The organism is Streptomyces sp. NPDC027663 (assembly GCF_055566415.1).
The window spans coordinates 52538-65820 of sequence record NZ_JBVHSK010000001.1 but is presented as its reverse complement, the minus strand read 5'-3'; the positions used below and the strand labels follow the sequence as shown (position 1 = coordinate 65820).

The 13283-nt window shown below is 73.1% G+C and carries 7 protein-coding genes; 4 read left to right on the top strand and 3 right to left on the bottom strand.

Annotated elements, in window-relative coordinates:
• Window positions 1–196 precede the first annotated feature (196 nt).
• The 3 genes from prfB to ACZ4SF_RS00205 all read right to left on the bottom strand — a co-directional run bounded on the left by prfB (window position 197) and on the right by ACZ4SF_RS00205 (window position 5062).
• Window positions 197–1303 carry a peptide chain release factor 2 gene (prfB, locus tag ACZ4SF_RS00215; protein WP_468376058.1) on the bottom strand — a complete coding sequence of 369 codons (1107 nt, stop codon included), beginning with the start codon at window positions 1301–1303 and terminating at the stop codon, window positions 197–199.
• 400 nt (window positions 1304–1703) lie between these two features.
• On the bottom strand, window positions 1704–2930 hold the full coding sequence (locus ACZ4SF_RS00210; RefSeq protein WP_468376055.1) for a serine/threonine-protein kinase: 1227 nt from the start codon (window positions 2928–2930) through the stop codon (window positions 1704–1706).
• A 383-nt stretch (window positions 2931–3313) separates the two neighbouring features.
• Window positions 3314–5062: a serine/threonine-protein kinase gene (locus ACZ4SF_RS00205; RefSeq protein WP_468376052.1), complete on the bottom strand. Its 1749-nt coding sequence runs from the start codon at window positions 5060–5062 to the stop codon at window positions 3314–3316.
• A 411-nt stretch (window positions 5063–5473) separates the two neighbouring features.
• On the opposite strand from ACZ4SF_RS00205, the gene ACZ4SF_RS00200 reads away from it, so the two are divergent.
• From ACZ4SF_RS00200 to ACZ4SF_RS00185, 4 genes are all read left to right on the top strand, one after another.
• Window positions 5474–9310, top strand: a complete 3837-nt coding sequence (locus ACZ4SF_RS00200) for an FHA domain-containing protein (protein WP_468378238.1) — start codon at window positions 5474–5476, stop codon at window positions 9308–9310.
• A 304-nt stretch (window positions 9311–9614) separates the two neighbouring features.
• Entirely contained in the window at window positions 9615–10994 is a 1380-nt protein-coding gene (locus ACZ4SF_RS00195; protein ID WP_468376050.1) for an ABC transporter substrate-binding protein, read from the top strand.
• A gap of 70 nt (window positions 10995–11064) precedes the next feature.
• Complete coding sequence (locus tag ACZ4SF_RS00190) at window positions 11065–12345, top strand: carbohydrate ABC transporter permease (protein ID WP_468376048.1); 1281 nt, start codon at window positions 11065–11067, stop codon at window positions 12343–12345.
• The gene (locus ACZ4SF_RS00185) at window positions 12342–13250 is read left to right on the top strand and encodes a carbohydrate ABC transporter permease (protein ID WP_468376046.1); all 909 of its coding nucleotides are present in this window, start codon (window positions 12342–12344) and stop codon (window positions 13248–13250) included. The genes ACZ4SF_RS00190 and ACZ4SF_RS00185 overlap by 4 nt, the downstream gene beginning before the upstream one ends.
• Window positions 13251–13283 lie beyond the last annotated feature (33 nt).

Below are 13283 nucleotides of genomic sequence, written 5' to 3'. Positions count from 1 at the left end.
CCCCGGTTCACATGCGCCCCTCAAGTACGCATGCCGCGGCTCACCCTTCCGATTTTTCAAAGCAACGTCAAGGGCGTTGCGGGCGCAATGTCCAGTGGGGTGGCGTTTGCGGGGAGTTGAAGCCTGTGAGTGTGATGTAAAACCCAGACAAATGACAACTGCCGCCCTCGGGGCGGCAGTTGTCATGTCGACAAAGTTACTTCTCCTGCTGCTTGCGCCAGCGAATCCCGGCCTCCAGGAACCCGTCGATCTCACCGTTGAACACGGCCTCCGGGTTGCCCACCTCGTGCTCGGTGCGCAGGTCCTTGACCATCTGGTACGGGTGCAGCACGTAGGAACGCATCTGGTTGCCCCACGAGTTGCCGCCGTCGCCCTTGAGGGCGTCCATCTTGGCCTGTTCCTCCTGCCGGCGCCGCTCCAGCAGCTTGGCCTGGAGGACGTTCATCGCGGTGGCCTTGTTCTGGATCTGCGACCGCTCATTCTGGCAGGAGACCACGATGCCGGTGGGGAGGTGGGTGATCCGGACCGCGGAGTCGGTCGTGTTGACGCCCTGGCCACCGGGGCCGGAGGACCGGTAGACGTCGATCCGCAGGTCGCTCTCGTCGATCTCGACGTGGTCGGACTGCTCGACGACCGGGAGCACCTCGACGCCCGCGAAGGAGGTCTGGCGGCGGCCCTGGTTGTCGAAGGGCGAGATGCGCACCAGGCGGTGCGTGCCCTGCTCGACGGAGAGGGTGCCGTAGGCGTACGGCGCCTGCACGGCGAAGGTGGTCGACTTGATGCCGGCCTCTTCCGCGTACGACGTCTCGATCAGCTCCGTCTTGTAGCCGCGCTGCTCGGCCCAGCGCAGGTACATGCGCTGCAGCCGCTCGGCGAAGTCCGCGGCGTCGACGCCGCCGGCCTCGGCACGGATGTTGACGAGCGCCTCGCGGGAGTCGTACTCGCCGGACAGGAGGGTACGGACCTCCATCTCGTCCAGCGCCTTCCGCACCGCGGCCAGCTCGGACTCGGCCTCGGCCCGGGTGTCCGGGTCGTTCTCCTCCTCGGCCATCTCGAAGAGGACCGCGAGGTCATCGATGCGGCCGCGCAGCGCCTCCGCCTTCCTGACCTCGGCCTGAAGGTGGGAAAGCTTGCTGGTCACCTTCTGCGCCTCGTCCGGGTTGTCCCACAGGGACGGGGCCGCCGCCTGCTCCTCGAGCACGGCGATATCTGCCCTCATCGCATCGAGGTCCAGGACGGCCTCGATCGACTCCATGGTCGAGGAGAGGGACTTCAGCTCTTCGGATACATCGACGACTGCCACGCCTCCAGCGTAACGGCTACGGCAAGCGACCTCGGCCGAACGGTACCCAGCACTGCAGCGCCCCCCTACGGGCTCCGCCCCCGGCCCCCCTTTTCCCGCCCGCCCACCCGACTCACCGGACCCACCCGACCCACCTGACCTACCGAGAGACCACCGTCCCAGCCGACCGGTCCGAAGGGTGCCGCCACAGGCCGGGGGGCCGAGAGGGTGCCGTCACAGACCGGTGGACCGAGAAGGCGCCGCCACAGACCGGTGGACCGAGAAGGCGCCGCCACAGACCGGTGGACCGAGAAGGCGCCGCCACAGACCGGTGGACCGAGAGGGTGCCGTCACAGCCGACCGAGTCGGGTGGGTGGGTGGGCAGGACCGGGGGTCCAGGGGGCGGAGCCCCCTGGGTGGATCACGGGGCCGACGTGCTGTGCGTGGCCGGCGCCGGCTGGTCGTCCCCGTCGGCCGACGCGAACCACGCACCGACGGCCACCACAGCGGCCACCACCACCCCGGCCACTCCCAGAGTCACCCTGCGCCGCCGCACCGCTGCCCTGTGGCGGGCCGAGCCCGGCCGGGGCGCACCGGTGGGCCGGGGAGCGCGCGCGGTCCCGTGGGCCCCGCCGGCCAGCTCGTCCGGCGCGGGCACCCGCATCGACGTATGCGTGTCCCGGTTGGAGTCCGGCCTGGCTCCGGGGACCAGGGAGACCGCACCCCGCCGCCGTACCGGCTCACCGTCCACCGGCGCCGCCGGGGCCGGATCGTCCGTCTCCTCCTCGGCGGGCCCCGGTTCGTCCACGTCCAGCGGCGGCATCCCGGCCAGTATCGGCAGCTGTTCGCGCAGCCGTGCCGCCAGCTCGGAGGCGCGCAGCCGGGAGGCGGGCGCCTTGGCCAGGCACTGGACCAGTAGCTGCCACAGCTCCTCGGGGATGCCGGGCAGCGGTACGACGGTCTCGGTGACGTGCCGGCGCAGGACCGCACCGGGGTGTCCGCCGCCGAAGGGGGTGAAGCCGGCCAGCAGCTCGTACAGGACCGTGGCCAGCGCGTAGATGTCCACGGCGGCCCGGGGCGGCAGCCCCTCCACGATCTCCGGGGCCAGGTAGTCGGGCGTACCGATGATCTTCGTGGCCCGGGTCCGCTTCGGCGAGTCGATCAGCTTGGCGACGCCGAAGTCGGTGAGCAGGGCGGGGTGGGATCCGCCCGGCCCGAGCGGACCCTGCATGTCGAGCAGGACGTTCTCGGGCTTGACGTCCCGGTGGACGACCCCGGCCGCGTGCGCAGCGGCCAGCGCGTCGGCGACGTCGGCGACGACCGCCACGGCCGCCTCGGGGGCGAGCCGCCGCTCCCGTTCCAGCCGGGTGCGCAGGTCGGTGCCGCGCACGAGGTCCATGACCAGGGCCAGGTCGTTGCCGTCGACCACCAGATCACGCACGGTGACGATGTGCGGGTGTTCCAGGCCGAGCAGCGCGGTGCGCTCCTGGACGAAGCGTCCGACGAGTTCCTGGTCGGAGGCGAGGTCCTCGCGCAGGAGCTTGATGGCGACGGGACCGTCGGGTCCCTCGCCCAGCCACACCGTGCCGGCGCTGCCCCGCCCCAGGATCTGGTTCGCGGTGTACCGGCTGCCGATCTTCCGTGCCAAGACTGCTCCTACAGACGCGTGTTGCCGACAAAACTACGCGTCCGGCGAGCCAACCTTCACCGCGGAGACAGAAATCACCCGTCGGATGTCGACAAATCCCCAAGCCGGCGATCGAATTCCGGTGATGGTGGCGGCGGTCCGTTCCTGAGGGCCGGTTCCGGCGATCGGTCTCCGGGGACCGGGTCCCGGCATCGGTGATCGGTCTCCGGCAGCCCGGTCCCGGCATTCCGCACATCGGTCTCCGGCGACTGGGCCCCGGATTCCGGTGATCGGTCCCCAGCGGCCCGGTCCCGGTACTCCGGTGATCGGTCTCCGGCGACCGGGTCCCGGCATTCCGGTGCCCGGTTCCAGCGCCCCGGTTTCCCGGGGCCGGTTTCCCTTGGTCAGTTTCCGCTGCCGGAGGAGCCGCCCAGGCCCTTGATCAAGTCGCCGACCTTGCCGATCCACTCGGTCATCTGGTCCCAGTAGCCCTTGCCCTGGCCGACCCAGGTGTGCAGCGGGGTCAGCTCCCAGATGAGCCAGCTCGCCACGACCAGGATGACGATCGTGAACAGGCAGCCCTTCAGACAGCCCAGGCCGGGGATCTTCATCCGGTTGGCGCTGCGCTGCCGCGGCGCCCGGGGCTCCCGCGCGGGCCGCTGCGGCTCGGGCCGGGCGGGGGGCGCGTACCGCTGCGGCTGGGGTTGCGGCGGCGGGGCGTACTGCTGGGGTTGCTGCTGCGGATAGCCGTACCCCGGGGCCTGCTGGGGCTGCCGGCCGCGCGGCTGCGGCTGCTGCGGGCGGGCCTGCGGGGCCTGGCGCGGCTGCTGCTGGGGCCGGGCCACCTGCCGCTGGGGGCGGCGGCGCAGCGGGTCCTCGTTCGGGTCGAGGTACTGGATCTGCGTCTGCTCGTTGCGGTCGCGGGCGGCTCGCAGCTGCGTCTGCCAGGGGTGCGGCTGCTCGGGCTGCTCGGGCTGCTGCCCCTGCTGACCGTACTGGCCCTGCTGCCCCTGCTGGCCGTACTGGCCCGGCGGGACGGGCGGCATGACGGCCGTCGGGTCCGCCGCGCCGGTGTGCGGCTGGACTGCGGTGGGGTCGGCGGCGCCGGCCGGCCCGCCGGTGTGCGGCAGCACGCTGGTCGCCGCATTCGGATCGTGCTGGCCGTACGCCCCCTGCGGTGCGTTCGTGGGCAGCACCTGGGTGGGGTCGGCGGCACCGGGCACGCCCGGCACGGCGGTCGGGGCCGGGTCGGGCGCGAGCAGCGCGCCGACGCCCTCGGCGGCGGCGATCTGCGCGGCGTTCGCGTGCACGCCGACGCCCTCGGCGACGACCCGCAGGCCGCGCGCGAGGTTCTCGGCGCTCGGCCGCTCGTCCGGGTTCTTGCGCAGGCAGCGCTCTATGACCGTCCACAGCGGTTCCGGGACGGTGGAGGGGCGGCGCGGCTCGGCGCTCAGGTGCTGGTGCAGGACCTCGAGGGCGCTGCCGCCGGAGAACGGCGGACGCCCGGTGACCAGCTCGTACAGCAGGATGCCGGCGCCGTAGATGTCGACCGCGGAGGTCTGCGGGCGGCCCTCGGCGGACTCCGGCGCCACGTACGCGGGCGTGCCGACGAACTCGTGGGTGCGGGTCAGGCCCGGGGAGTCGGCGAGGCGGGCGATGCCGAAGTCGGTCAGCATCGGGTGCATCTGGCCCTGGTCCTGCATGAGCAGCACGTTCGCGGGCTTCAGGTCGCGGTGGACGACGCCGTCGGCGTGGCTCGCGGCGAGCGCGTCGGCGATCTGGGCCGTCATCAGCGCGGCGGCGACCGGGGTGAGCGGACCGTTCTCGCGCAGGTAGCGGTGCAGGTCGGGGCCGTCGACGAGGTCCATGACCAGCGCCAGCAGATCGCCCTCGACGACCAGGTCGCGGACCCGGACGATGTTGGGGTGGGTGAGCCGGAGCAGGACGGAGCGCTCCCGCAGGAAGCGCATCACGATGTCCGGGTCGCTCGCCAGTTCCTCCTTGAGGACCTTGATCGCGACCGTCTCTCCCGGCTGCCCGGGCACGGCCGCCTCGGCGCCCGCGGTCATGCGCTGGCGGGCACGCCAGACGGTGCCTGTGGCGCCGCGTCCGAGCGGCTCCTCAAGCAGGTACTTGCTGCCGACTGGCCGCACGTCACGCGCTCCCTGCTGCTTGCTGTTGCTTGCTGTTGCTTGCTTGCTTGCCTGCGTTTCGGTGTTCCGACCCAACTGTAGTGGGGCTCTTCGAGGCACTACGTATGCGTTCCCGAGCATGTTCGGGGTGTTCGACGGAAAGACGCCTGGGCCGGTCTCCTGGTTGCCGGGGCCGGACGTGACCGATCTCAACTGATCGCCGGTGGTGCCCTGGTCAGGCACTTTTGGGGGCAGAGCCGACCAATCAAGATCACTTGTGCCCGGGTCCCGGGCGCGTTGTCGGTGGCAGGTGCGAGGATGCCTCCAAGCAGCTCGCTGGGACGGTTCCAGCGGCTGCTGGCCGACGTGCTCGTGGGGGTGGGGGGAAGTCCGCGCCCGCGCAGACCCGCGCAGAAGGGACCGCTGACGCCGATGCAGATCCGGCTGACCGTCGTAGACCCGCTCGGCCCGTCCCCGCAACGGGGCCGCGCCGCGAGCCGCGACGTGCTGGTCACGGCGCCGACGGGCACGGAGCTGGCCGCGGTGGCGTCGGCGCTGGCCGGCGCGGTCACCGGTGAGGGCGGACAGGGCGGCCGGGACACCGGCGGCGCGACCGTCGTCCTGTACGCGGGCACGGAGCGGCTCGATCCGCGCCGCGCCACGCTCGGCGAGCCGCCGCTGGTCGACGGCGCCGTGCTGTCCCTCGGTGCCCCTGCCGCTGCCGAGCCGCACCCCGAGCTGGACGACGCCCCGACCCAGCTCCACGTGATCGCGGGTCCCGACGCGGGCGGGGTCCACCTGCTGCACGGCGGCCGGATCACCGTCGGCCGCTCCGCCGACGCGGACGTCCCGCTGGACGACCCCGACGTCTCCCGCCTGCACTGCGCGGTCACCGTGGGCGCGGACGGCCGCGTCTCGGTCGCCGACCTCGGCTCCACGAACGGCACGTCGCTCGACGGCGTGCGGCTGACGGAACGGCCCGTGCGGTTCCCTGCCGGGGGCCTGCTGCGGATCGGGGAGTCGGCCCTGCGGGTCACTCCGTCCGGGGGACCGCGGGCCAGGGTGCGGACGGTGCCCGACGGGGAGGGGTGCGTACGGGTCGTGCCGGAAGGTGCCCGGTCCGCATCCGGCTCCGACCGCACGCCCGCACCGGCCGTACGGGAAGCGTCGCCGGGTGCGGGTCGCCCCGGCGGGGCAGCCGCGTCGCGTGACGGTGCCGGCGCTCCCCGCGGCGCGGGCACGGGCGCCTCCGAGATCGCGGGCGCGGGTGCTTCCGGCGGTGCGGGCGCAGGGGCTTCCGGTGGGATCGGCCGGGCTCATGAGGGTGCACTCGGGGCATCCGGGGGCGCGCATCACGACTACGACCCCTACGGTTCCGCCGGCTGGGACGCCTCCGGCGGTGGTGCCGGGGCTCAGGAGCACCGGCGTGGACAGGCGCCGGCCGTACCGGGACAGGCCGGGGCGCCGGGCGTCGAGAGTCGGGGCGACGGAGCCGGTGCTGCCGGAACGGCGTCCGGCGGGGACACCCACGCGGGACGCTTCGGTGTCGGCGGGGCGGGTGCCGCGTACGCCGGTGAGAACGCGCGGGTGGGCGGGCGCAAGGACACACCGCTCAGGGGTACCGACGCCCCGCAGGAGGCCCGGCGGCGCGGGTTCGGCGCCTGGGCACGCCGGCTGGCAGGCGGGCGCGGGGAGCAGCCGAGCAGCCGGGAGGCCTACGACGGCACGGCCACCCGCGCCGGTGACGCCCCGGCAGCCGGTGCGTTCCGGCAGCCGGAGACCTGGCCGGACCCGGCGGCCCTGCTGCTGGCCGCGCTCGGTCCCGGCCCCCGGCTCTGGGAGCGCGGGCCGGGTCACTCCGAGGCGCTGACCGTGCGGCTCGGCACGGCCGACCGGAGCGTGCCGGACGGCTCGGGGCTGCTGCCTGCGGTGCCGGTGACCGCGGCGCTGCGTGAGGCGGGTGCGCTGGGCCTGGCCGGTCCGCGGCCCCGGCTGTCCGGGCTGACCCGTTCGGTGCTGGCCCAGCTCGCCGCGCTGCACTCCCCCGACCTGCTGGAAATAGTGCTGATCAGCGCGGACCGCTCGCGGCCGGTGGCCGAGCGCACGGCCGAGTGGGCCTGGCTGGGCTGGCTCCCGCATGTCCGGCCGGGCCATGGCCAGGACTGCCGTCTGCTGCTGGCCTACGACCGCGAGCAGGCGGCGGCCCGCACGGAGGAACTGCTGCGCCGGGTGGAGGACCACGCGGCGACGGGCCGGACCGCGGCCCACCCCACCACGGCACGCGTCGTGGACGGCGCGACGACGACCGGGCCCCCCGGGCCGGCCACGCCGTCCGGCACGTCCGGTTCCGGTGCCCCGGCCCCGGACACGGCCATACCCCCGGCCGGCATGCCCACCCCGACCACGCCCGGTCCGTCCTACGGCCGCTCCGGCGCCGGCCCCGCAGCCCCTGGCGGTCCCGGACACTCCCTGCCCGGCCACAGCACACTCCACGGAGCGGTCTCCGCGCACGCCGGCACCGAAGCCCGCCCCGGCATCACAGCACACCCCGGCGCCGACGCCCACGGCGCCGCTGCCCATCCCGGCGCCTCCGGCGGCCCGGCCACGCCCACCCGTCGTCCCTCGTGGGCCAAGGACGACGCCGGGGCGGACGGTGCCGGAGGGTTCGGCGGGCCCTTCACCGTCGTCGTCGTGGACGGGGATCCGGGGGGCGCCGGGCTGCAGGAGGCCCTTGCCCGGCTGGCCGTGGCCGGGCCGCGGGCCGGGGTCCATGTGGTGTGTCTCGCCGAGACCGAACCCGCTTCGCCGGCCTCCCCTGTCACACAGACGTACGAAGCCGCGTGCGCCGCGACGCCGACGTTCCGGCACTGCGGTGCCGTGGCCCTGCTCAGCGGGGATGTCGCTGCCGCGCTGCAGCTGCTGCGGGTCGCGCCGGCCGGTCCCGTCGGCCCCGGGGTCCCCGCCACCGTCGATGCCGTCTCCGCCGCCTGGGCGGAGCGGTTCGCGCGGGCGCTGGCGCCGCTGCGGCCGGACGGCCCGGCCGGTGAACGGCACACACGCGTGTCCGCACCGCTGCCGCAGTCGGCACGGCTGCTGGACGAGCTGGGGCTGGCCCGGGCCACCCCGGCGTCGCTGATGGCCCGCTGGGCGGACGCGGCCGACGACACCGAGTCGCTGGGCGGCCGGGCGCGGGCGGTACTGGGTGCCGGGCCGCGCGGGCCGGTCACCGCCGACCTCGTGGCCGACGGACCGCATCTGCTGGTCGAGGGGCCGGCCGGCAGCGGTCGTACCGAGCTGCTGCGGGCCGTGGTCGCCTCGCTGGCCGCGGCCGAGCGCCCGGACCGGCTGGCCGTGGTGCTGCTCGACGGCCGGGACGGGATCGGCACGGGAGCCGGGCGCGGCGAGGGCCTGCGCGTCTGCACCGACATACCGCATGCCACCACGCACCTCATCGCCAACGACCCCGTGCGCATGCGGGAGTTCGCGCAGTCGCTGACCGCCGAGCTGAAGCGGCGGGCGGAGCTGCTGGGCCGGACGGACTTCGCCCAGTGGCACGCGGGGCGGGAGGTGTCCGGCCGGATGGTGGCGCAGCGGACGTCGGCCGCCGCGGACACGCCCGTCTCCCCGGACGCGCGCCCGCCCCGCGGTTCCGCGTCCATGTCCGCGGCCGCGTCGTCCGGTGACATCGAGACCCCGCCCAGCTCCACCCTGCGCCTGCGGCCGGGCCGCACCCGGCAACGCGCCGATGCGACGCCGCCGCTGCCCCGGCTCGTGGTGGTCGTGGACGACTTGGACGCGCTGGTCTCCCCCGCGCTCGGCTCCCCGGGCCGGCCCGCCGCGGGCTCGGTGATGCGGGCGCTGGAGGCGGTGGCCCGGGAGGGTGCACGGCTGGGCGTGCATCTGGTGGCCGCGGCCGGGACCGGTGGCCGTACCGCGGAGTCGGAGCCCGCGCGCCGGGCGGCCCTGCGGGTCTCTCTGGACGCGCCCCAGCCGGGGCCGGACGAACCGGCACCGGGTCGTGGGCGGCTCACGCACCCGGACGGTCGTACCGTCGGCTTCCAGGGCGGCCGGGTGACGGGCCGTATCCCGCGGACCGCGACGCAGCGGCCCACGGTGGTGCCGCTGGACTGGCAGCGCATGGGCGACCCGCCGGCCCGCCGGCCGGTGCGGGAGCTGGGCAACGGCCCGACCGACCTGGCACTGCTGGCGAGCGCGGTGCAGCGGGCGGCCCGGGAGGTCGCGGCGGCGGAGGTCCCGTCACTGCTCTGACCGGAGCGGGCCACCAGCCACAGCCGCCCCACCACGCGCCGTCGGTCCGCCTCCGTCCGCCGCGTGCCCGCCACGCGGCGCCGTCCCCCCTCCAGGTGAACCTCTCAGGCCCCGGTGACTGCGCCGTCCCCGGCGTCGGCGGAAACCCGTACGCATACGCCCCTGGTCACGAGCCGGTCACGATGAGCCGGTTGGCACCGCAGGCGCTCTTGCCCGTCCCGAGCGGCCCGGCGTAGACCGGACCGCACGGGACAGAGTTCTGACGTTCAACGACGTTCAACGGAGAACGACGAACGGGGAAGTGATGCGCAGCAAGAGCAGCACGTTCCGGACCCACAGGGCCGTCACCACACTCGCCGCACTGCTCGCGGGAGCCCTCGCGCTCTCCGCTTGTTCCAGCGGTGACGACGACAAGAAGGGCGACGGAGGCAAGAGCGGCGAACCCAGTACCTCCACCGTCACCCTGCCGAAGCTGAACGGCGCCCATCTGGAGGTGGCCGCCGTCTGGACCGGTGCCGAGCAGGCCAACTTCAAGAAGGTTCTCGCCGAGTTCGAGAAACGCACGGGCGCCACGGTCACGTTCGTGCCCGCACAGGATCCGATCATCAACTTCCTCGGTTCGAAGGTCGCGGGCGGCCAGCCGCCGGACGTCGCGCTGCTGCCGCAGCCCGGCGCCATCAAGCAGGCCGTGGAGAAGGGCTGGGCCAAGCCCGTCGGACCGGAGGGCCAGAAGGAGCTGGCGAAGAACTACTCGCAGGGCTGGCAGGACATCGGCAAGGTCGACGGGAAGCAGTACGGCGTCTACTACAAGGCGGCCAACAAGTCGCTGATCTGGTACAACGCGAAGGTATTCGAGAACGCGGGCGCCAAGGAGCCCAAGACCTGGCAGGACCTGCTGACCACCTCGCAGGCGGTGTACGACTCCGGTGTCACGCCCTTCTCCGTGGCCGGCGCGGACGGCTGGCCGCTGACCGACTGGTTCGAGAACGTCTACCTGTCCCAGGCGGGCCCGGAGAAGTACGACCAGCTCGCCCAGCACAAGATCAAGTGGACCGATCCGTCGGTCAAGCAGGCACTCACCACGCTGGCCCAGCTGTGGGGCAAGAAGGACTACCTGGCCGGCGGCCAGAGCGGTGCACTGCAGACGGAGTTCCCGCAGTCGGTCACCCAGACCTTCACCGGCGGTGACCAGCCGAAGTCCGCGATGGTCTACGAGGGCGACTTCGTGCAGGTCAACATCGGCGAGACCAAGGCGAAGGTGGGCACGGACGCGAAGGTGTTCCCGTTCCCCGCGGTCGGCTCCGCGGCGCCGGTGGTCTCCGGCGGTGACGCGGCGGTGATCCTGAAGGACTCCAAGGCGGCGCAGGCCCTGGCCACCTTCCTGGCCTCGCCGGACGCGGCGACGATCCAGGCGAAGCTCGGCGGCTACCTCTCGCCGAACAAGAACGTGCCGGTGTCGGCGTACCCGAACGAGGTCCAGCAGAAGATCGCCAAGGCGCTGATCGCGTCCGGCGACGCCTTCCGCTTCGACATGTCCGACCAGGCCCCGCAGGCCTTCGGCGGTACCCCCGGCAAGGGTGAGTGGAAGGACCTGCAGGACTTCCTGAAGAACCCGAAGGACGTCGCGGGCGCCCAGGCGCGGCTGGAGAAGGACGCGGCGGCCGCGTACGGAAGCGGGAGCTGATCCGGCGATGGCGTCGGCAGCGGCGGCCGGGGCCCCACCGGGCCCCGCCGCGCCTCGCAGTCGCAAGAGCGTGACCGGTACCCGCAAGGCCGTGGCAGCGCTGTTCCTGCTGCCCGCGCTGGTGCTGCTCGGCGCGCTCGTGGTCTACCCGATCGGGTACTCGATCGTCCGCAGTTTCTACAACGCCTCCGGTGACGGGTTCGCCGGGGCCGACAACTACAAGGCGCTCTTCACCGACGACGGCATCCGGACGGCCCTGAAGAACAACGTCATCTGGGTGGTGTTCGCGCCGACGGTCTCCACCGCCCTCGGGCTGATCTTCGCGGTGCTGACCGAACGGGTGCGCTGGGGAACGGCGTTCAAGCTGGTCGTCTTCATGCCGATGGCGATCTCGATGCTGGCCGCCGGGATCATCTTCCGGCTGGTGTACGACCAGGACCCGGACAAGGGTGTCGCGAACGCCGTGTGGGTCGGTGTGCACGACACGTTCGCGCAGTCGTCGGCGTTCCCGAAGGCCCACCCGGGCCGCAACTCGCCGCTCCAGGCGGACCAAGGAGGCTTCGTCACCAAGGCCGCCGTCCACGCCGGGCAGCCGGTCGGCCTGCCCCTCGTCGGTGTCGCCCCGGACCAGCTGCCGGACGGGGTGAAGAAGGCCGCCGCGGCGAGGACGGAGCCGGGGAAGGTCACCGGCACCACCTGGCAGGACTTCACCCGGGGCAAGGGCGTGGGCCGGCTGGGTGCGCCCGACCCGTCCGAGGTGGGATACGCCGGGATGCGTATCGAGGCCGTGAAGGACGGCGAGGTGGTGGCGTCCACCGAGGCGGCCGGCGACGGCACGTTCACGCTGCCCGCGTCCGCCGACGGGGCCCGGCTGCGGCTGCCGGCGAGCAACTTCCGGGAGCCGTACAACGGGGTCGCGTGGCTCGGCCCGGCGCTGGTCACCCCCTCGATCATCGGGGCGTACGTGTGGATGTGGGCGGGCTTCGCGATGGTGCTGATCGCGGCCGGGCTCGCGGGTGTGCCCCGGGAGCTGCTGGAGGCGGCACGGGTGGACGGTGCGGGCGAGTGGCAGGTGTTCCGCAGGGTCACCGTGCCGCTGCTCGCCCCGGTCCTGGCGGTGGTCACCGTCACGCTGATGATCAATGTGCTGAAGGTGTTCGACCTGGTGTTCATCATCGCGCCGGGTTCCTCCCAGGACGATGCCAACGTGCTGGCGCTGGAGCTGTACCGCAAGGGCTTCGCGGAGAGTCAGCCGGGCATCGCGAGCGCGATCGCGGTGTTCCTGCTGCTGCTCGTGATCCCGGTGATGCTCTTCAACATTCGCAGGCTGCGGCGGGAGGTGCGGCGATGACGGCGACCGCCGGAAGCGTCCGGAAGGCCGACCCGGTCCGGACGGCAGGGGCCAGGGAGTCGGTCGGCTCCCGGATCGCCGGGAAGCTGAGCGGCGGTCTGGTCCGGGTGGTGCTGCTCGTCGTGAGCCTGTTCTGGCTGGTGCCGACCATCGGCCTGCTCATCTCCTCGCTGCGCACGCCGGAGGACATGAGCGCGAGCGGCTGGTGGACGGTGCTCAGCAAGCCGTCCCAGCTCACCGTGGACAGCTACCAGAAGCTGCTGGAGAACGGCGACATCACCAACTCGCTGGTGAACACGGTGCTGATCACGGTGCCGGCGACCGTCCTGGTCGTCGTGATCGGCGCGTTGGCCGGGTACGCGTTCGCGTGGATGGAGTTCCCGGGCCGGGACTGGTGGTTCCTGGGCGTGGTGAGTCTGCTGGTGGTGCCCGTGCAGGTGGCGCTGATCCCGATCGCCGAACTGTTCGGCAGGATCGGCCTGTTCGGGACGATCCTCGGGGTGATCCTGTTCCACACCGGCTTCGGACTGCCGTTCGCGGTGTTCCTGCTGCGGAACTTCTTCGCGGAGATCCCGCGGGAGCTGCTGGAGGCGGCCCGGCTGGACGGCGCGGGCGAACTCCGGCTGTTCGCCCGGGTGGTGATGCCGCTCGGCGGTCCGGCGATCGCGAGCCTCGGCATCTTCCAGTTCCTGTGGGTGTGGAACGACATGCTGGTCGCGCTGGTGTTCACCAAGTCGGGCACGCAGCCGGTCACGGTCGCCCTGCAGACGCAGGTACGGCAGTTCGGCAACAACATCGACGTACTGGCGCCCGGTGCGTTCATCTCCATGGTGATCCCGCTGGCCGTGTTCTTCGCGTTCCAGCGGCAGTTCGTGTCCGGTGTGATGGCGGGCGCGGTCAAGTAGCCACGCGGCGGGCGATTTCGAGGGGCGGGTCTT

Coding starts and splice junctions, on each gene's coding strand:
- ACZ4SF_RS00200 (WP_468378238.1), top strand. CDS start 5,474: ATGCAGATCCGGCTGACCGTCGTAGACCCGCTCGGCCCGTCCCCGCAA.
- ACZ4SF_RS00195 (WP_468376050.1), top strand. CDS start 9,615: ATGCGCAGCAAGAGCAGCACGTTCCGGACCCACAGGGCCGTCACCACA.
- ACZ4SF_RS00185 (WP_468376046.1), top strand. CDS start 12,342: ATGACGGCGACCGCCGGAAGCGTCCGGAAGGCCGACCCGGTCCGGACG.